An 18777-nucleotide genomic window follows, 5' to 3' on the forward strand; every position below is an offset into this window, starting at 1 on the left:
CTCGGCATCAGCGAGAGCCGCCGTCCTCCGGCGCTGGGAGCTGCGGGAAGCGCGCCAGGCTGACGCCGGCGGCCTGATGCTGGAACATGCGCATGATCAGATCGGCCGCCTGCTTGGCGGCATCTTCCGGCGCCAGCCCGCCGGCGCGGATGTTGGAAATGCAGTTACGTTCGGAATCGACGCGGCCACGGCGTGGCATCCAGGTGAGGTAGAGGCCGAGTGAGTCCGCCGCGCTCAGCCCCGGCCGCTCGCCGATCAGGACGATCGAGGCGGACGCGCCGAGCAACTCGCCGACGTGATCGGCAAGCGCGACGCGGCCCTGTGATGCGACCACGATCGGCGATAGCCGGCGGCCGGTCGCGGTGAGACGCGGCAGCAGCGCCTCGAGCACGGGCAGGGCATTGACCTGCACTGCGCGGCTGCTCAGTCCGTCCGCCACCACCAGCACGATGTCGGCCGGCGCGCGCGGCTGCGACAGCAGCGCTTCGGAAGCTGGCGAGAGCAGGCGGCCTGCGTCGGGACGCTGCAGATACGCGCTGCGATCAGCAGCCCGGCTGTGCACCGTGAGCGCCGGCCAGCCGCGCGCGACGATGTCAGCGGCAAAGCTCTCGGCATCGAACGGCTTCAGGACGGCGTCACGGGCCTCCGCATGCGCAGCCTGGAAAGCGAGGTGCGCGGATGTCGGCAAGCCGGGTCCGCAACGGCCGAGGGCAATGCGCGCTTCGGTGTAGCGCGACAGCCAAGTCCAGTCGTCCGCTGACGAGGTTGCAAGTGTCCTGTCATCTGCGCCGCTCATCCCTCGGCTCCCAGCAGCGGCAGCGCCGGCATCAGCCGCGCGGGATCGAAGCGCAGCTCGCCTTTGGCGTCGCTGATGCCGGTAGCTGCGAGCCAGGCCTCGAACTCCGGTGCCGCGCGCTTGCCGAGCACCTTGCGGACATAGAGCGCATCGTGGAACGAGGTGCTCTGATAGTTCAGCATGATGTCGTCGGCGCCGGGCACGCCCATGATGTAGGTGCAGCCGGCGACGCCGAGCAGCGTCAGCAGCGCGTCCATGTCGTCCTGGTCGGCCTCGGCGTGGTTGGTGTAGCAGACGTCGCAGCCCATCGGCAGGCCCAGCAGCTTGCCGCAGAAATGATCCTCCAGGCCCGCGCGCAGGATCTGCTTGCCGTCATAAAGATACTCCGGGCCGATGAAGCCGACCACGGTGTTGACCAGCAGCGGCCGGTAGCGCCGCGCCACCGCGTAGCAGCGCGCCTCTAGCGTCTGCTGATCGACGCCGCAATGCCCCGCTGATGACAGCTCGCTGCCTTGCCCGGTTTCGAAATACATGACGTTGCCGCCGTCGGGGCATCGCTGCAGGCTCTGCGCAGCAGCATACGCCTCATCCAGCAGCGCCAGCGTGATGCCGAAGCCGCGATTGGCCTCCTCGGTGCCGGCGAGCGACTGGAACACGAGATCGACCGGCGCGCGGCGCTCGATCGCCTTCAGCGCGGTCGTGACATGCGCGAGCACGCAGGATTGGATCGGCGCGTTCGACGCCAGCCGCAGGGCCTCGATCATGTCGAGCAGCCGCACCATGGCCTCGACGTCGTCGCTCGCCGGGTTGATGCCGATGGTAGCGTCGCCGACGCCATACATCAGCCCGTCGAGGATCGAGGCCGCGACGCCCTTGGGATCGTCGAGCGGGTGGTTCGGCTGCAGCCGCGTCGACATCCGCCCAGGCAGGCCGATGGTGCAGCGGAAGCGCGTGACCACCTCGCATTTGGCGGCGACCGTAACGAGATCCTGGAGCCGCATGATCTTGCAGACGGCTGCGACCATCTCGGGCGTGAGGCCCGGTGACACTGCGGCGAGCTTCGCTGCGTCGGTCGCATCCGACAGCAGCCATTCACGGAAGGCACCGACCGTCAGGCTTGCGATGGGAGCGAACGCGTTGCCGTCATGCTGGTCGACGATCAGCCGCGTGACTTCGTCGCTCTCATAGGGAATGACGGCCTCGTTGAGGAAGTGACGGAGCGGCAGGTCGGCGAGCGCCATCCGTGCCGCGACCCGCTCGGCCGCGTCCTGCGCGGCGAGCCCGGCGAGCACGTCGCCCGAGCGCAGCGGCGTTGCCTTTGCGAGCAGCGTGCGAAGGTCGTCGAAGCGATAGGTCGTGCCGCCCAGCGTGTGTGAAAAACCCATTGGCCTGCTGTCCTGCGTCCTCACGCCGTCTGGTGACTATCAGCGGCACGTGTCGTCATCACAACCAACGCCTCCGCGATCCCCGACCTGCAAACCGCGTGCACGGCTAGGCGCTGCCTGCTGAAATCGTGAGCAGTTGCTGATTTGCACGACATGTGCGCAATCAGCGTAGACGCGGTTCCACAAATTTGCAAATATTCACTCAAATCCACACCCGGCAGGGCATGACCAGTCCCGCGCCGCAGCCGTCGAAGGACACCCTCATGTCGCAGCTGTTGAAAGGCCTCTCCGCGAGTCTCGCTCTGCTTCTGTTTGGCGCCGTCGCGCAGGCGGGGACGGTGACGGTCTATACGGCGCTGGAAGAGGACGAGATCGCCGATTACGTGAAGGCTGCCAAGACCGCGCTGCCCGACGTCGACCTGAAGGTGCTCCGGCTGTCGACCGGCGATCTCGGCGCCCGCATCATCGCCGAGGCCGGCAATCCGCAGCACGACGTGATCTGGGGCTGGGCGGTCACCAACATGCTCGACCCGCGTATCACCGCGCTGCTCGAACCTTATGAAGTGAAGGGCGCCGACAAGCTCCCGGCCTCCGCCAAGGGCGCCGATTCCAGCTGGTTCGCCGCGACCGGCTACGTCACGGCGTTCTGCGTCAACACCGAGGTGCTGAAGGCGAAGAATCTGCCGATGCCGACCTCGTGGAAGGACCTCACCAACCCCGTGTACAAGGGCGAGGTGGTGCTGCCGAACCCGGTGTCGTCGGGCACCGGCTACATGCAGGTCGCCGGCATCCTGCAGTCGCAGGGTGAGGAGAAGGGCTGGCAGTTCCTGAAGGCGCTCGACGGCAATGTCGCGCAATACATCAAGTCCGGCTCGCGTCCCTGCAAGGCGGCGCGCGGCGGTGAGTTCGCCATTGGTGGCTCGCTCGCCTTTGCCGCGATCAAGTCGATCGAGGAAGGCTTTCCGATCAAGATGGTGATCCCGAGCGATGGCGCGGGCTATGAGCTCGAGGCGTCCGGGCTGATGAAGGCGGCCAAGAACAAGGCCGATGCCAAGCGCTTCCTCGACTGGACCTTGTCGCCGGAGGCGGCCGGCCTCTACACCAGCTACAAGGAGCTCGTGACCATCGCAGGCACCGCGCCGTCGAAGGCCGCGCAAACCGCCGGCTTCCCCGCCGACGTTGCCAAGGCGGTGTATCCGATCGATTTCGCCCGCTCGGCCAAGGAGCGCGACGGCATCCTGAAAAACTGGCAGACCAGCATCGGCCGCTGAGCGGGTCGCGTCATGACGCTGGAGCTCGACCGCCTGCACAAGACGTTCGATGCGTTCGTTGCGCTCGACCGCATCTCGCTCACGGTCGAGGGCAGCGAGTTCGTCTGCCTGCTCGGGCCGAGCGGCTGCGGCAAGACCACGCTGCTGCGCATCGTCGCCGGGCTGCTGACGCAGGATAGCGGCCGCCTGCTGCTCGACGGCCAGGACCTCAGCGCGGTACCCGCACGTCAGCGCGGCTTCGGCATCGTGTTCCAGTCCTACTCGCTGTTTCCCAACATGACCGTGGCCGAGAACATCGGCTACGGCATGCGCATCCGCAAAGTGGATCGCGCCAGGATCGCAGCGCGCGTCGCCGAGCTGCTGGAGCTGATCATGCTGCCGCATCTCGCCGATCGTCTGCCGTATCAGCTCTCCGGCGGCCAGCAACAGCGCGTCGCTTTGGCGCGCGCGGTGGCGGTCGATCCGCGGCTGATCCTGCTCGACGAGCCGCTCTCGGCGCTCGATGCCAAGGTGCGGGCCGACCTGCGCGTCGAGATCCGCGAGCTGCAGCGCCGGCTCGGCATCCCCACCATCATGGTCACCCACGACCAGGAGGAGGCGATGATGCTGTCCGACCGGATCGTCTGCATGAATGCCGGCCGCATCGAGCAGGTCGGCGCGCCGCAGGAGCTGTATCTCAGGCCGGCGACCAAGTTCGTCGCCGACTTCATGGGTAGCAGCAATCTGCTGCCGACCGACTGGGTGCGAGACGCGATGCCGGCGCTGCTGACCTCTCGGCCTGATGGCGCCGATGCGGATTTCCTCGCCTGCCTGCGTCCGGAACATGTGCGGCTTCAACCTCTCGCGTCGGGCGAGGCGAGGGTGGTCGACGTCACCTTCCTCGGCAACATCAGCCGCACCCGCGTCGCCTGGAAGGGCCGTGAGCTGATGGTGCAGACCGGCCCTGTCGACGGCGTCACGCCGGGCGCCGCGGTGGCCGTGTCGGCCGATGCCGCCGGCTGCGGCTGGGTGCGCGCGTGAGCCTCGCCGCCGTCGAGGTCGCCGAGCGCGCCGGCTTTCGCCTGCGGCGCGCCGGCAACGATCGCCTGCTGATCGCGGCCGCCATCGCGCTGCCGTGCCTCGCACTGCTCGTCTTCTTCGTCTTCCCCTTGGCGATGATGCTGTGGCGCAGCCTCGTCGCCGATGACGGCAGCATCGGCTTTGCCAACTATGTCGCGCTGCTGCGCACGCCCGGCATCCTCAAGGCCACGCTGAACAGCCTGACGCTCGGCATCGCCACGACCGCTGTCTGCCTGATCCTCGGCTTCGTGCTCGCCTACACGATGACCCGCACCCGCGTGCCCGGCGGTCGCGTCGTCTCCGCGGTGCTGGCGCTGCCGATGCTGGCGCCGTCGCTGGTGCTCGGCCTCGGGCTGATCTTCCTGCTCGGCCGCAACGGCCTGATCAGCGGCCTGCTCGGCAAGCGCATCGACATCTACGGCTTCCCGGGCCTGCTCATCGCCGACGTGCTCTACGCGCTGCCGCAGGCGGTGCTGATCCTCAAGGCCGCGCTCGCCCATGCCGACGCCCGCTATTACGACGCCGCCGAGGTGATGGGGGCAGGGCGCTGGCGGCAGTTCTTCGACATCACCTTGCCGAACGTGAAGTTCGGTCTGCTCAGCGCCGGCTTCGTCGTGTTCACCGTCACCATCACCGACTTCGGCAATGCCGCCGTCATCGGCGGCGACTATGCGGTGTTGGCGACCGAGATCTACAACCAGGTCACCGGGCAGATGAAGTTCGGCATCGGCGCCGTCGTTGGCCTGCTGCTGCTCGCGCCGACCGGCCTTGCGGTCTATATCGAGCGGGTCGCGGCGCAGCGCCAGTTCGGTGGTGGCGCCGAAGGTGCGGTGCCGCCGCAGCTGAGCTTCGTCCCGGCGCGCGACATCCCGCTGTCGATCGTCACCGGCCTTGCGACCTTGTCCGTGCTCGCCGTGATCGGCGTCGTGATCTATGCGAGCTTCATGCGTCTGTGGCCCTACCGGCTGAGCTTCACGCTCAAGCACTACGACATCACGCTGAGCGGCGGCTATGCGCCGCTGTGGACCTCGCTGCTGGTGTCGCTGTTCGCCGCAGGCCTCGGCACCCTGCTGCTGTTCGCGCTGGTCTATGGCCTGCGCCGGCTGCCGTCGTGGCCGGCCAAGATCGTCTATCTCGTCGCGGTCATGCCGGTCGGCGTGCCCGGCCTGGTGCTCGGCCTGTCCTACATCTTCGCCTTCAACATCGCGGGCTCGCCGCTGTCGGTGCTGTACGGCTCGACCGTGCTGCTCGCGCTGTGCAACTTCTATCACTACCATACCCAGGGCTTCCTCACGATGGTGACCGGCATGCGCGCGGTGCCGCCGGCGCTGGAGGAGGCCGCGACCTGCCTCGGCAGCGGCGCTGCGCAAGTGCTCGCCAACGTCATCATTCCCGTGATGTCGCCCACTTTGGTCTCCGTGTTCTTCTTCCTGTTCATGCGTTCCATGGTGACCTTGTCGGCCGTCATCTTCCTGGTGACGCCGTCGCTCGGCATCGCCGCGGTCTCAGTGATGCGGCTCGACGAGGCCGGCTTCGTCTCGCAGGCCGCGGCGTTCTCGACCTGCATCATGGCGGTGGTCTGCGCCGCCGCCCTCGTCATGCAGCTCGCGCTGAAATGGCTGGCGCGGAGCGGGCCGCGGTGATGTTGCAGGAGGATCGCCACCAGCGCATCCGCGCGCTGCTCGCCACCGTCGGCCGCGCCACCACCGACCGCATCGCGACCGATCTCGGCGTGTCCCGCGAGACCGTGCGCCGCGACGTGCTGGCGCTCGAGGCGCGCGGCGAGCTGCGCCGCGTCCATGGCGGCGTCGCCGCGATCGCGCCGGAGGCGGAGCCGCCGATCACGGTGCGCGCCCGCGTGCGGCTGGCCGAGAAGACGCGGATCGCGCAGGCAGCTGCGCGCATGGTCAGTCCCGGCCAGACGCTGTTTCTCGACGTCGGCTCGACGGTCTCGATCCTCGCCCGCGAGCTCGCGACGCTGTCGGGGCTGACCATCGTCACCAACTCGTTCGAGGTCGCGACCATCATCGGCGGCGCGCAGGCTGAGCGCAGCAACCGCGTCATCGTGCTCGGCGGCGAGTTGGGCCACACCCTGCCGGCGACGTTCGGCTCGACCACGGTCGCCGAGATCCAGCGCTTCCAGACCGATGTCGCGCTGCTGTCGCCGGTCGGCATCGATCATCGCTATGGTGCAACGAGCTTCGACATCGAGGAGGCCAATGTCGCCCGCGCGATGGCGGCCGCCGCCCGGCGCGTGCTGATCCTCGCCGATCACAGCAAGATCGGCCAGACCAGCCGTGTCGCCTATTGCGCGCCGGACCGCATCGACAGCCTGATCACCGATGCGCGCGCCGCAGACGAGCCGGCGCTCGGTGCGCTGCGCGGCGTCGTCGGCGAGGTCGTCATCGCCTGAGCCGCGATGGCCTGAGCGCCGCATCGGTTGCGCTTCGCGAGCGGCGCGCTATGGTCGCGCGCCAAACGATCCATGCCAGCCGAGAGGGAACACACATGGCACGCGTCCGCTGTATCACCGAGATGGGCATGGGCGTCGACGTCCATGGCCGCGACGCCACCAAGGCGGCGAAGCGCGCGGTCTCGGATGCGATCCGCCATTCCAGCCTCGGCTTCTTCCGCATGGTCGGCAAGACGCCGCAGGACATGCTGGTCGACGTCACGATCGGCGTGCCGAATCCCGAAGCCGTCGATACAGCCGCTGTCGCCAAGGAGCTGCCGTATGGCACGGTCACGGTGACCGCGGTGAGAGGCGGCCTCGAGATTCCTGCCGAGGCCGGCAGCGACGCCATCATCATCGCCAATGCCGCGGTGCTGGTGCATCTCGACGACGGCAAGTAGGTTCGGAAACGCCGGCGCCTGCATCGGCGCGAGCGTGTCTGCTGCAGATGTCAAACAGCGGGACGTGCAATCGCGATCCCGCGGCGCGTTGCGCGCCCGGGTGATGTCCGAACGATGTCCCTCTTTCAAACAGAGGGCGCAGGGAAGACCGGGTATCCGCTGATACCCGCGGCCCCCGTGCGTGAAGAAGTGCACGGGGCAGGAACCACAGGCTCAGCCGGACATTCCGGCCTTCCCTGCGCAACGGTTTTCCAGCTTATACGTGCTCTCCCCGGGGACCGGCTTGTTTGCCCCCGTCGCCAGCCGATCATCATCACGGCCGGCTTGACCTCGGCACCGGGAGGTCAGGACCACACGATTTCGCCGGCGCATCCTGCCGTTCGTCCGCATGGCAAGCCACGCTGCGGCAGAACGCGCCCGTCGCATCACCGCCTCCACGTTCGTGACGACCGCGAAGCGCCCCTCATGGCGAGGCGGGACGGGGACACTGTTTCATAAAATTCTGAAAAACGAAAGTGAAATTTTCGGCTGCCGGGGACCTGTGGCAGCCAACGTCTTGAGAGCGCTGCGGGAAAAAGTTTTGCCGCGTCGGCGGGCAGGGCGCGTGACGATGCCATCGCCGCCAAATTCGCTCGTTGATTTGCCCGACGGTCTATAGGATGGCTTGGGATTAAGCGCCGGCGAACGGCCGCAGGTCCGCAACGACCAATCGGGACGACATGGTATCGCGCACCGAGATCCAGAGGCAGAACGACTATCTGTTGCGTCAGCAGCACGACTTCCGCAGGGCGGCCGACATCGTGACCGATGCGCTGGCGGCGTTCGAGGAGATCGAGGCGGTCGCCGTGATCGGCTCGGTCGCGAAGCCGTTGTGGAAGGAGGTGCCGCGGTTTCGCGAATATCGCCGCGCTGGCATCGAAGTTTGGCACGAGTGCAAGGACGTCGATCTCGCCGTCTGGATAAATTCGCAGCATCGTCTCGATGCGATCCGCCGCGCGCGAGATTGCGCATTGGTCGACGCCTACAAGGTCGGGACGGGGCCGAGTACGGCCAATCACCAAGTCGAGATCTTGCTGATCGAGCCTTCGACCGACCGCTATCTCGGCCGTCTCTGCAACTTCAACACCTGCCCCAAGGGCAAGCCGAAGTGCGACGTTCCCGGTTGCGGCCAGATTCCGTTCAACAAGGTCGTCGACGGCTTCGAGCCCTATCCCGACCTGTTGGCGGCCGCGAGCTACGCGACGTTGTATCGGCGGGGAGAGGGACGGCTGCGCTCCGCGCTGGAGCTGCCGGGTCCGCAGGAGCCCCGCGACTGAGACGCGCGCATAAGAGGCGCGCAGGTCGACCCATCGACCGGCTTCTCGAAGCAAGATGCCGCGGTTCTCGGGATGGAACGGCCCGCATGCGCCATGCGTTCGAACCTGAGTGGCCGGCAACAGCCGGAGATCACACCAGGAGACACCCCATGGAACGCACGATCATCGGCCATTTCGCCACCCGCCGCGCCGCCGAGCTCGCCGTCGAACATCTCGTGCAGGATCATGGCGTCGCCCGCACCGATGTGGTCGTCCGCGCCGCAGGTGCGGCCAACAGCGCCGGCTCGCGAGCCGCCGGGGCTGACGTCGAGAGCGGCCATCCAGGGGTCGATAAGCGGGGTGCGCCCGAGCTCGAAGGTGATATCGAGGTGGCGGTCGGCGGCGGCGCTGCCGGCTCGGCGGATGTGGCGGGAATAATGAAGGAAGCAGGGGCGCGCCAGGTGAGGACGCAGTAATGCGCCGCGCACTTTTCTCCTCTCCGCCGGTTTGATGAATTGGTCGGCTGCGCCGTTAGGACAGGGCGACGTCCTTTTCGCCGTCGGAGTCGATCAGCGTGAGAAGCCCCGGCTCGCCTTCACCGTTGGCGAGATATCGAAAGCTGTCCAATACGGGTCCGCTTGGAATGCCGAGCAACTCGGCCAAAGCAGTCAATCTGTCTTCAACCAGGAAGAGTGTCGCTGAGGCTGGCCCGGTGGCCTGAGCGTCCGGCCGCAAGGCGAAGCGCCTCTCGATCTCTGCCAGAAGCTGCTCCAGGGGCGGCGTATCTGGATGCTGGGCAGCCATTTTCGGATAGGACTGGATGATTTTCTTGCGCACGCCTTCGAGAATGGCGTTCTGCGGTTGTTGCGCGTCCGCATCGTTCCGAGAATGGATCGGGGGATGCAGCAGGCGTGACAGCCGATCATGAGCATCATCCGCCTTGCAGTAGGCCGCGAGGACATCCGGCTGTCCGCCGGTCGGAGGCAAAGTCTGTTCGGTGAAATAGCCCGGTGCCGAATTGTAGCTGTCGAGCAGCTTCCCGCGATCGATCAGGAAGTACAGCAGAATGTCACTGTCATGGACGATGAACGCGATCACCGGCCGCTGCAGCGCAGCCGAGAGCGCATGGCCGAGTTCGGAAAGGCCGACTTCATCTTGAAAGGCGGCTTCAGGGTAGATGCTGGTCCATCGATCCCCAGGCGCCCGGCGGACATAGGCAGGAACGACTGCAAGCGATCTGAGCGCGTCGATGACGGCCGCAGGCTCGGCATCGCGAACATGCAGGTTGGTGATGAACGATCCCATGATCCCGTCTCGTTGGCAGCGACCGCCCGCGGCGGAGCGTCGCTCTCTCCATGGCCGGGGACACGTTTGTCCGTCGGAACGAATCTGACACACGCGAACCTCGGCTGCAATGAGATGATCCGCTCATGCGGTCGAGGAGCGTGCGATCGCGCGCCTCCGGCGACGGCACCGCATCGAGGCGGACGCGCAGCCTGCGGACTTGCATTCGTGGTGCGGGGTTTATCAATCCGCCGAAGTCTGGCATATCCGCGCATCCGCGAGGACTTGCGACATGCCGATCGACAATATCGAGACCCTGAAACGAGAGTTTGCGGCGGGCCGCAAGACGGAGTTGCTGCTATTCTGGGGACACACTGCGAAGGGCGACGAGGTCGGCGAGCATGTGCTCAGCCAATGGTGGCCCGCGCCGTTCTCGCTCGATGGCCTGACATATCCGACGGCCGAGCACTACATGATGGCGCAGAAGGCCGCGTTGTTCGGCGATCAGGCGACGCGCGACGCCATTCTCGCGGCGCCCGGTCCGTCACAGGCGAAGAAGCTCGGGCGCGAGGTGCGCGGGTTCGACGACGCGCGCTGGATTGCGCACCGCTTCGACATCGCGGTGCGCGGCAATGTGGCGAAGTTCGGTCAGAACCCTTTGCTCGCGGACTGGCTGCGCACGACCGCTGAGGCCGTGCTGGTCGAAGCCAGCCCGGTCGACCGCATCTGGGGCATCGGCCTCGCCGCCGACGATCCGCGGGCGCGTGATCCCTTAGCCTGGCGCGGCCTCAACCTACTGGGATTCGCTCTGATGGTGGCGCGCGCCCAGCTTGGTTGAGGTCACGCCTACAGCCGCGGATCGATCGGCTCGCTCTCCAGCGCCAGCACGGCGAACACGCATTCATGCACCCGGCGCAGCGGCTCGCGGGCGACGAAGCGGGTCAGCGCCTCGTGCCCGAGCGCGAATTCGCGCAGGGCCAGATTGCGCTTGCCGTCGAGCTTGCGCTGGCGCAGACGGGCAATGTGCTCCGGCGCATCATATTCCGGACCATAGATGATGCGCAGATACTCGCTGCCGCGCACCTTCAGCGCCGGCTGGATCAGGCCTTTTGGTCCGCGCGCGACGAAGGCCCTCGGCTTCACCACCATGCCTTCGCCGCCGCCGGCCGTGAGTTGCTCCCACCACGTGGTGGCGTCGGCGACGCCCTGCTCGTCGGCCAGCGCCACCGTGCGCCATTGCGTGCGGGTGACGACGGATGCTGATGCGGCGGCCAGCCGATCGGCGAGCGTCATGTGCCAGACATGGTCCTGGTCGAACCAGACGCGGCCCTCGCTGGCGAGCATATGGAACGGCGCGACCTTGAGATCATCGATGCCGCCGACCGGCCAGACATAGGGCGCCCACGCCGCGCCATAGCGCTTCGCGCGCGCGACACGGTCGCGGACATGGTCGCCGAGTGCCGCGACGTCGAGGCCACGCGCAGCCGCGCGGGCCAGCGCATCCGCCGCCGCTTCCAGGCCCGCGACCGATGATGCCGCCACCGGCGCATATTGGCTCTCGATCAGGCTGCCGGCCTTCGCCGACCACGGCATGATCTCGGTGTCGAGCAGCAGCCAGTCGGTTTGCAGTTCCTGCCACAGGCCGGCGCGTTCGACGGCGTCGCGCAGCCGTGCCAGCAGCGCCTCGGTCATCGCTGCGTCGTTGAAGAAGGCGCGGCCAGTGCGCGTCCAGATCGCGCCGCTCTCGTCGCCAGCGATTCCGAACCGGGCATTCGCGACATCGACGCTCTTGCAGAGCGCGATGACCGCGCGCGAGCCCATGTGCTTCTCCTCGCACACGACGTCCTCGACGCCCCGCGCGCGAAAATGCGCGAACGCCTCCTCGGGCCGCTCCAGCCAGCCCTCGCGTGCGCTCGTCTCCGATGGCGACATGGTCGGCGGCAGGTACATCAGCCATTGCGGAGCGAGCGCAAAGCGGCTCATCACCTCCAGCGCCGCCGCCGCATTCTCTTCCGCCACGACGACGCGCCCCTTGAGCGCGGTGTCGATCCAGCGCCGGCCGCTGACGTCGTCGATGTCGAGCAGCTGGTCCGCCTCGGCCTGCGCCGAGCTCGTGCCGGCGCGCACCGCGAGCGGCCGCACCGGCTCGCACCAGACGCGTTCGGCCTCGACCTCGACGAGGTCGCGCTCCGGCCAGCGCAGCGCCGTCAGCCGCCCACCGAACACGCAGCCGGTGTCGATGCACATCGTGTTGTTGACCCATTCGGCATGGAGCATCGGCGTGTGGCCGTAGACCACGGCGGTCGTCCCGCGATAGTTCGCGGCCCAGTCGGCGCGGACGGGAAGGCCGAACTCGTCGATCTCGCCGGTGGTCTCGCCATACAGCGCGAACTCGCGCACCGCACCGGAGCCGCGGCCGATCATCTCCTCCTTCAGCCCGGCGTGGGCCACCGCGAGGCGGCCGCGATCGAGCCAGACATGGCTGCGCAAGCCGTCGAGAAAGCCGGGCAGGCTGTCGCGAAAGCGCTGACCTTCCAGGGCGAGCTGATCGATTGTGGCCTGCAGGCCGTGCGCGATCGTGACCTTGCGGCCCGCCAGCCAGCGCTGGAACTTGCGGTCGTGATTGCCCTGCACGGCATAGGCCGTGCCGGCCGCGACCATGCTCATGACGATGCGCAGCACGTCGGGGGACTGCGGGCCGCGGTCGACGAGATCGCCGACGAACACGGCCTTGCGTCCGGCGGGCGGCATCACGGCGACGCTGCGCTCGCCATCCGCATCATGCCATGTGACCTGATAGCCGAGCTTGGTCAGCAGCGCCTGCAATTCGCCGGCGCAGCCATGGACGTCGCCGATGATGTCGAACGGGCCGGTGTCGTGGCGCTTGTCGGTCCACAGCGGCTGGCGCGCGACCGTGGCGGCTTCGATGCGCGCGACGCTGTCGAGCTTCCAGACCTGGCGGAAGCCTTCGCGCTGCAGGCCGCCGAGGCCGCGCCGGATCTCCGACACCATGCGCTGCACGACCGGGCCGCCGAAGCTGCGTTCGGGCCGGGTCTTGTTGCGCTCGATGCAGACGTCGATGCCGGGATCGAACACGATCGCGATCGGCAGCGCATGCCATTTGCGGGCGAGCTCGACCCAGCCCTTGCGGTCTGCGGTGCGCACATTGGTGGCGTCGATGACCGCGAGCCGGCGGTGCTTCAACCGCCGGCCGGCGATCTCGCGCACGATGTCGAAGGCGTCAGCGGACACGCTCTGATCGGTCTCGTCGTCAGCCACCAGCGCGCGGCAATGATCCGAGGAGATCACCTCGGTCGGCAGAAAGTGCTTTGCGGCAAAGGTCGACTTGCCGGAGCCGGTCGAGCCGATCAGCACGACCAGTGCGAAGTCGGGGATTTCGATGTTCATGACAATGCTCAGCGGGTGAAGACGGCCATCTGGGTCGGCGCGCCCCAGGTCTCGTCGTGGTGGCCGATGCCGGAGATAGCGACTTGATAGTTGTAGGTTTCGCAGATGTGCTGCGTCCACTTGGCGAAATCAGTGCGCGACCATTCGAAGCGGTGGTCGCGATGCCTGAACTGGCCGGCGGGCAGGCTTGGAAACAGCGCGTTGTAGTCGGCATTCGGTGTGGTCACGATGACCCTGCGAGGCCGTGCCGCGCCGAACAGGACGCGCTCCAGCATCGGCAGCCGGTCAGGATCGAGATGCTCGATCACCTCGACCATCACAGCCGCATCGGCCTCGGCCCAGCGCGCATCGCGATAGGTCAGCGACCCCTGCAGCAGCGTGACGCGGCCCTCGGGCGGGCCACCCGTTGCGCCCAGCTTCAGCCGCTTGGCCGCACGCTCCAGTTCGCGGATGGCGGGATCGAGACCGATCAGACTGATGACCCAGCGCTCGCGTACCAGCAGCTGCAGCAGCTTGCCTTCGCCGCAGCCGAGATCGGCGATGGTCTTGGCTCCGGCCGCGCGCAGCGCCTCGACGACGGCGCTCATGCGCAAGTCATTGAGCCGGATCGGCGCCTCCAGCTTGTCCTCGGACAGGCCTTGCGTTTCGGTCTCCAGCGCCTCGTCCTGTGTCTCCGGCGCGAGCCGCGCCAGCGCCGCCCGCGCGAGCACGCCGCGGTGGCGCAGATAGCGGCGCACGATCAGCTCCTTGGCGGGGTGGCTGTCGAGCCAGCCTTCGCCGCGCTTGAGCAGCTTGTCGATCTCCTCGTCGCCGACCCAGTAATGCTTGGCGTCGTCCATGACGGGGACCAGCACGTAGAGATGGTTCAGCAGCGCGCTGAGCTTTGCAGTGCCACGCAGAGTGAGGCGCACGTATCGGCTGGTCGGGTCACCTTGGGGCCCCGCGATCGGCGCGAGCACGACGTCCCAGCCCAGCGGCTCGAACAGCTGGCGCAGCACGGTTTCGCCGCCGCGCAAAGGCAGGGGCGTCACGACCGCTTCGAGCGGAATGGCGCTGTCGGCGAGCTCCTGCCGCGCGCTGCTGACGCCGTTCATCGCGGTCCGGAACGCCTTGTTCAGCGCGACCGACAGGAACGACGATGCGGCGTAGGGCCGGTCGTTGACATATTGATCGAGCAGCCCGTCGCTCTGGCCCTTGCCGCGGACCAGGCCGATCGGATCGACGTCGAGCACCAGCGCCGCCTCGCAGCGGGCCTCGCTGGCCTCGGGATAGAAGATCAGCGCCTTGCCATAGGTGAGCTCGAGCTCGTGCAGCCGCTCCGGATGCTTGTTGAGCAGGAAGCCGAGATCGGTGGCGGGCTGATGGGTGGTGGCGATGGAGAGGAACATGGCGTCACTTAAACCGATAGGCGTGGTTTGATCCACAGCTTGTGGAACGAGACCCGGGCGCGTCTGTGACGCGTCCGGGTCATTTGTCGTTGAGTCATTCGTCGTCAGTGCAGGGTGGCGCCGCGCAGCGTCTCCTCCTGCGCCGCGATCCAGGCGATCACGGCCTCGGAGAAGCCGTCGACCCGCGTCCAGGGTCCGTAGCCGACCCCGTGCTGGTACGACGCCACGTTGACCATGGTCCCGCGCGCCCTTGGCGACGGCACCTGATCGTGGCTCTGCTCGTCGGTGAAGACGATCAGGCGGTCGCCGTTGCGGTCGACCTCGCTGACCGCACGCCCGAGATAGGTCCCGGAATGCGGCTGCGAGGCGAGGATCGCGTCGCGCAGCGCGAAGCCCCGCCGCGGTGGCACCTTCACGACCTTGTCGCTGAACGTGAAGATCTCCACCGAGTCGCAGACCTCACGGGCCAGGATCGCCAGCCCGCACGCCGCGTCCGCGCGCGTCATCTCCGACTTCGCGGACAGCGCCGTGAACATCGAGCCGGAGACGTCGATCAGGAGCCGCGTACGGCCCGGAAGCCGCCGATAGCCCTTGATCGACCGGAGCATCGCGGCCTCGAGCTCGGGCTCGAAGTCCGGCGCGTGCCGTGCCGCCGTGATGAACCGATACGGCAGCACCCGGTCCGTCCGCATCGCCGCGATCGCCTCGGCGATCGTTGCGCGCGGCACTCCGGCCTGCCGCATCAGGCGCAGGTTGCGCAACAGCGCCAGCGCTCCGAGCCTGTTCTCACCGAGCAGCCGCTCGAAGCTCGCACGCTTGTCCGCACCGGCCGAGAGTGCGACCTCCCAGGTGTCGGGCGAGGCCAGCTCGCCATCGACGAGCTGCTTCCACACCGCTTCCTGGGCGGCGTCCTTGGGCCTGGCGTGAACCAGGAACAGGACGTCGCGCAGCCGCACCGGCCCCTCGCGGTCATACTTCGCGAGCTGATAGGCGTCGAACTTGGTGAACGCCTTCGCCAGCCCCTTCTTGACCTGGGCCGAGATCGGCTGCCGCTTGCGCTGCTGCTGCGGACCGAGAGCGTCCGCCCAGTAGATCGCGAGCAGCTCGGTCATCTCGTCCGGCCGCTGGATGATGCGCGACAGCGTCTCGGCGACCAGCGCACGGTGCTGTGGCAGCCGCGCCATCTCGCGGGCGACGAGCAGCGGCGCGTGCCGCAGCTTCATCTCCTCGCGCGCGCGGACCGCGAGCTGAGCCACTTCGCGCGGCTCGACCTGCGGCACCAGCGCCTTGATGCGATCGGCGATCGCGACCCCGTCCTCGTAGAACTGGTCCTCCCAGAGCAGGCAGCTCATCAGCGTACGCTGCAGCGCCTGTGCCGGCGCGAGCTGTCGGGACGGCGCACCCTCATGGGTGAAGGCGCGCAGGAACGTGTTGAGCTTGACCATGCCGGAGCCTCCTCTTGGGTTGATGGTCGATGGATGGAATGGCCGGGAACACCGGCCGGCACGCGTGATGTCGTCTGCATCACGCGTGATGGGGACCACACGCCGGGAACGTGCGAATGCTGAGCTCCGCGCCACTCGCGTGGAGCGGATAGTGCTCTGCCACTGAGCTACCGGCGCATGGAACGCCGGGTGGGACTCGAACCCACGACCTCTCGATTAGCAATCGAAGTATCAGCATTCTTCACCACGGCGCGTGGAAGAAGGAGCGCAGAGCCTATCTGCGCCGTTGCGGTGACCGCCAGTCGAGACGATCACCGGTTGAGTTGAACCACGAGCCGGGAACAGGCGACGGCTGAGATCCGGCCCCGTTGCGTGGGCCGGAAAAGCGCTCTGACCTCTGAGCTACCGGCATGACGCCGGGCGGGATTCGAACCCGCGACCTCTCGCGTGGAAGGCGAAGTAACAGTCGTCTTCACCACGGCTCGTGGATGCGTGCGGCGGGGAACGGGCGATGCTGTTGCTGCCCTCGGGGGCAGCTGTTGCTGTCCCCTGGGGGCGCTCGGTTTCAACGAAGTAACAGACATCCTCACCACCGCCTTGCCGCGCGGCGATGGCCGGGCGGCGTTGATGGTTTGCTGGGGAACGGTCGATCACGGCGATACGACGATCGAAACGCAGGCTTGGCGTCAGCATGTTTGGCATCAGCCTCGCCGCAACCCGCGACTCACCCGTCTCGCTTGACGGATTCCACGGTACGATCGATCGAAGGCGGCTCGTCGCCGCATTGGCGCGAAGGAGCCGCGATCTTCACCACCAGCAGCTCCCGGCCGCGAACGGCCGGGAATTGAAACAACTTGTCTGCGGCGCTCGACGGCGCCGCTGTTTGCGAGCTCCAGGGAAGCTCGCTCTGTCATCGGTGTCCGGCGTGACCGCCTCGTTCCCTCCGACAGGCCCCGCGCGCTTGGGCCACGCGCATCACCAGCGCGAGCCCCGGGATCCGGGTCTCCCGTTCCGGCCGATGGCCGGGACATTGGTCGTTCGCCGTGCAGCCGCATCGCGCGAGGGCAATAAAAAACCCTCCGGAGCGGCTGGCTCGGGAGGGTCCGTGTGATGCGGACTTGGTGGATCCTGCCTCAAGCAAGACCGCTCCCCCGAGCAAGGCGTGCACCATCCATCGGCGAAATGCCGTTGGATCTGCAAATCTGATGCTTGTAGTTGAAGAACATCATCGGCTCGTGTCAGTCATTTCGGAGTGTAGATCGCGCGCGATGTTGCTCGCGAGGCCGGGGGACATACGCGCGTTTGCTGTTGCTGTCAACGTCGTGTCGTGACTTTTTTCGTCTCGTTGTTCGCAGTTTATCTGAAACAACGTGATCGCGTGATGCGAAACTATTGTGATCTCATCATCATTCCGGCTGATCTTGCGAGCTTGATGTCATGAACAGACGGCAGATTTTGTTAGGAACGGGCGGAGCGCTGGTGACCGCCGCACTCGGCGCCGTCGCCTGGCGCGCGGCCACGGGGACGATGTCGGAGTACGAGGACTACACGGCGCGACTGCGCGCGCCGTTGTCGCCCGACATCGCCGACGTCATCCGCCATGCGACGCTCGCGGCCAACAGTCACAACACCCAGCCCTGGCGCTTCCGTGTCACGAAGAATGCGATCGAAATGCGGCCCGATCCGTCGCGCCGGACTCCGGCGGTCGATCCGGACGATCATCATCTGTTCGTCAGCCTTGGCTGCGCGGCGGCCAATCTTGCGATCGCGGCCGGCGCGAGCGGCCGTCCGGGCGAGGCGACGATCGACAACGAGATGGTGCGCTACGCTTTCATGACGACGAGTCCGCATGACGAGCCGCTGCTCTACGCGATCGGCCGCCGGCAATCGACCCGGTCAGAGTATGACGGACGCGCCGTGCCGACGGCCGACCTCGCCACGCTGCAGGCCGCGGCCGCGGTGCCCGGGGTCGATCTTGTGATCGTCACCGACCCGGCGCGCGTTGCCGCGATCCGTGATCTCGTCATTGTCGGCAACGACGCGCAGATGCGTGATGCCGCGTTCATGCGCGAGCTGAAGAGCTGGATCAGGTTCAACCCGCGCAGCGCGATGGCGAGCGGCGACGGCCTGTTTGCGGCTGCGAGCGGCAATCCATCCTTGCCGACGGCGCTCGGCGGCGTCGCGTTCGATCGCCTGTTCGAGGCGTCAACCGAGAACGACCGCTACGCACGGCAGATCGCATCCTCGGCAGGCCTTGCCGTGTTCGTGGCGGAACAGGCCGATCCCGCGCACTGGATCAAGGCGGGGCAGGCGTGCCAGCGGTTCGCGCTCGAAGCGACGCGGCTCGGGCTGAAGCTCGCGTTCGTCAATCAGCCGGTCGAAGTGGCCGCGCTGCGCCCCGAGCTGGCGCGCCTGATCGAGACCACAAGGCGGCCTGATCTCGTGCTGCGCTTCGGCTACGGTCCCACGCTGCCATTCTCGCCGCGGCGACGTGTCAGCGAGGTGCTGAGTTCATGAGTCGTTCTTGTCAATCTTGACGGAATGCCGACTCGGTGCATTGCTTCCGTGCATGTTCGAGAACACCCGATTGGCA

Annotated in this window: 15 protein-coding genes and 2 tRNA genes; 9 read left to right on the plus strand and 8 right to left on the minus strand. The window is 67.2% G+C overall.

Features of this window, described 5'->3' with window-relative positions; all coding sequences use genetic code 11:
* Positions 1-7 precede the first annotated feature (7 nt).
* Both eutC and ACQR07_RS18005 read right to left on the minus strand, forming a co-directional pair.
* Entirely contained in the window at positions 8-796 is a 789-nt protein-coding gene (eutC, locus tag ACQR07_RS18000; protein ID WP_434903565.1) for an ethanolamine ammonia-lyase subunit EutC, read from the minus strand.
* The gene (locus tag ACQR07_RS18005) at positions 793-2181 is read right to left on the minus strand and encodes an ethanolamine ammonia-lyase subunit EutB (protein WP_434903566.1); all 1389 of its coding nucleotides are present in this window, start codon (positions 2179-2181) and stop codon (positions 793-795) included. The genes eutC and ACQR07_RS18005 overlap by 4 nt, the downstream gene beginning before the upstream one ends.
* A gap of 263 nt (positions 2182-2444) precedes the next feature.
* Between ACQR07_RS18005 and ACQR07_RS18010 the strand changes: the two genes are divergently transcribed.
* From ACQR07_RS18010 to ACQR07_RS18040, 7 genes are all read left to right on the plus strand, one after another.
* Positions 2445-3452 (plus strand): ABC transporter substrate-binding protein, encoded by a 1008-nt coding sequence (locus tag ACQR07_RS18010; RefSeq protein ID WP_434903567.1) that lies wholly within the window; start codon positions 2445-2447, stop codon positions 3450-3452.
* Positions 3453-3464: 12 nt separating this feature from the next.
* Positions 3465-4472, plus strand: coding sequence for an ABC transporter ATP-binding protein (locus ACQR07_RS18015; RefSeq protein WP_434903568.1), 1008 nt, complete (start codon positions 3465-3467; stop codon positions 4470-4472).
* Positions 4469-6154 carry an ABC transporter permease subunit gene (locus tag ACQR07_RS18020; RefSeq protein WP_434903569.1) on the plus strand — a complete coding sequence of 562 codons (1686 nt, stop codon included), beginning with the start codon at positions 4469-4471 and terminating at the stop codon, positions 6152-6154. Before ACQR07_RS18015 ends, ACQR07_RS18020 begins: the two co-directional genes overlap by 4 nt.
* Positions 6154-6924 (plus strand): DeoR/GlpR family DNA-binding transcription regulator, encoded by a 771-nt coding sequence (locus ACQR07_RS18025; protein WP_434903714.1) that lies wholly within the window; start codon positions 6154-6156, stop codon positions 6922-6924. The genes ACQR07_RS18020 and ACQR07_RS18025 overlap by 1 nt, the downstream gene beginning before the upstream one ends.
* Before the next feature lie 95 nt (positions 6925-7019).
* A complete protein-coding gene (locus tag ACQR07_RS18030) occupies positions 7020-7364 on the plus strand; it encodes a Lin0512 family protein (RefSeq protein ID WP_434903570.1) in 345 nt (114 codons plus the stop codon).
* A gap of 719 nt (positions 7365-8083) precedes the next feature.
* Positions 8084-8680: a hypothetical protein gene (locus tag ACQR07_RS18035; RefSeq protein WP_434903571.1), complete on the plus strand. Its 597-nt coding sequence runs from the start codon at positions 8084-8086 to the stop codon at positions 8678-8680.
* A gap of 149 nt (positions 8681-8829) precedes the next feature.
* Complete coding sequence (locus tag ACQR07_RS18040) at positions 8830-9135, plus strand: hypothetical protein (RefSeq protein ID WP_434903572.1); 306 nt, start codon at positions 8830-8832, stop codon at positions 9133-9135.
* A 55-nt stretch (positions 9136-9190) separates the two neighbouring features.
* On the opposite strand, the gene ACQR07_RS18045 is transcribed toward ACQR07_RS18040, so the two are convergent.
* On the minus strand, positions 9191-9964 hold the full coding sequence (locus tag ACQR07_RS18045) for a hypothetical protein (protein ID WP_434903573.1): 774 nt from the start codon (positions 9962-9964) through the stop codon (positions 9191-9193).
* Between the two features lie 271 nt (positions 9965-10235).
* Between ACQR07_RS18045 and ACQR07_RS18050 the strand changes: the two genes are divergently transcribed.
* On the plus strand, positions 10236-10781 hold the full coding sequence (locus tag ACQR07_RS18050) for an NADAR family protein (RefSeq protein ID WP_434903574.1): 546 nt from the start codon (positions 10236-10238) through the stop codon (positions 10779-10781).
* Between the two features lie 8 nt (positions 10782-10789).
* On the opposite strand, the gene ACQR07_RS18055 is transcribed toward ACQR07_RS18050, so the two are convergent.
* From ACQR07_RS18055 to ACQR07_RS18075, 5 genes are all read right to left on the minus strand, one after another.
* The gene (locus ACQR07_RS18055) at positions 10790-13351 is read right to left on the minus strand and encodes a polynucleotide kinase-phosphatase (RefSeq protein ID WP_434903575.1); all 2562 of its coding nucleotides are present in this window, start codon (positions 13349-13351) and stop codon (positions 10790-10792) included.
* A gap of 8 nt (positions 13352-13359) precedes the next feature.
* A complete protein-coding gene (locus ACQR07_RS18060) occupies positions 13360-14739 on the minus strand; it encodes a 3' terminal RNA ribose 2'-O-methyltransferase Hen1 (protein WP_434903576.1) in 1380 nt (459 codons plus the stop codon).
* Positions 14740-14843: 104 nt separating this feature from the next.
* Entirely contained in the window at positions 14844-16184 is a 1341-nt protein-coding gene (locus ACQR07_RS18065) for a TROVE domain-containing protein (RefSeq protein WP_434903577.1), read from the minus strand.
* A gap of 178 nt (positions 16185-16362) precedes the next feature.
* Positions 16363-16437 (minus strand) — tRNA-OTHER (locus ACQR07_RS18070).
* Positions 16438-16598: 161 nt separating this feature from the next.
* Positions 16599-16666, minus strand: a tRNA-OTHER gene (locus tag ACQR07_RS18075).
* 955 nt (positions 16667-17621) lie between these two features.
* On the opposite strand from ACQR07_RS18075, the gene ACQR07_RS18080 reads away from it, so the two are divergent.
* Positions 17622-18701, plus strand: a complete 1080-nt coding sequence (locus ACQR07_RS18080; RefSeq protein ID WP_434903578.1) for an Acg family FMN-binding oxidoreductase — start codon at positions 17622-17624, stop codon at positions 18699-18701.
* Positions 18702-18777: the final 76 nt, after the last annotated feature.

It is taken from the genome of Bradyrhizobium sp. HKCCYLS20291, from assembly GCF_051167715.1.
Lineage (GTDB): Bacteria > Pseudomonadota > Alphaproteobacteria > Rhizobiales > Xanthobacteraceae > Bradyrhizobium.

Coding starts and splice junctions, on each gene's coding strand:
- eutC (WP_434903565.1), bottom strand. CDS start 796: ATGAGCGGCGCAGATGACAGGACACTTGCAACCTCGTCAGCGGACGAC.
- ACQR07_RS18005 (WP_434903566.1), bottom strand. CDS start 2,181: ATGGGTTTTTCACACACGCTGGGCGGCACGACCTATCGCTTCGACGAC.
- ACQR07_RS18010 (WP_434903567.1), top strand. CDS start 2,445: ATGTCGCAGCTGTTGAAAGGCCTCTCCGCGAGTCTCGCTCTGCTTCTG.
- ACQR07_RS18015 (WP_434903568.1), top strand. CDS start 3,465: ATGACGCTGGAGCTCGACCGCCTGCACAAGACGTTCGATGCGTTCGTT.
- ACQR07_RS18025 (WP_434903714.1), top strand. CDS start 6,154: ATGTTGCAGGAGGATCGCCACCAGCGCATCCGCGCGCTGCTCGCCACC.
- ACQR07_RS18030 (WP_434903570.1), top strand. CDS start 7,020: ATGGCACGCGTCCGCTGTATCACCGAGATGGGCATGGGCGTCGACGTC.
- ACQR07_RS18035 (WP_434903571.1), top strand. CDS start 8,084: ATGGTATCGCGCACCGAGATCCAGAGGCAGAACGACTATCTGTTGCGT.
- ACQR07_RS18040 (WP_434903572.1), top strand. CDS start 8,830: ATGGAACGCACGATCATCGGCCATTTCGCCACCCGCCGCGCCGCCGAG.
- ACQR07_RS18045 (WP_434903573.1), bottom strand. CDS start 9,964: ATGGGATCGTTCATCACCAACCTGCATGTTCGCGATGCCGAGCCTGCG.
- ACQR07_RS18050 (WP_434903574.1), top strand. CDS start 10,236: ATGCCGATCGACAATATCGAGACCCTGAAACGAGAGTTTGCGGCGGGC.
- ACQR07_RS18055 (WP_434903575.1), bottom strand. CDS start 13,351: ATGAACATCGAAATCCCCGACTTCGCACTGGTCGTGCTGATCGGCTCG.
- ACQR07_RS18060 (WP_434903576.1), bottom strand. CDS start 14,739: ATGTTCCTCTCCATCGCCACCACCCATCAGCCCGCCACCGATCTCGGC.
- ACQR07_RS18065 (WP_434903577.1), bottom strand. CDS start 16,184: ATGGTCAAGCTCAACACGTTCCTGCGCGCCTTCACCCATGAGGGTGCG.
- ACQR07_RS18080 (WP_434903578.1), top strand. CDS start 17,622: ATGAACAGACGGCAGATTTTGTTAGGAACGGGCGGAGCGCTGGTGACC.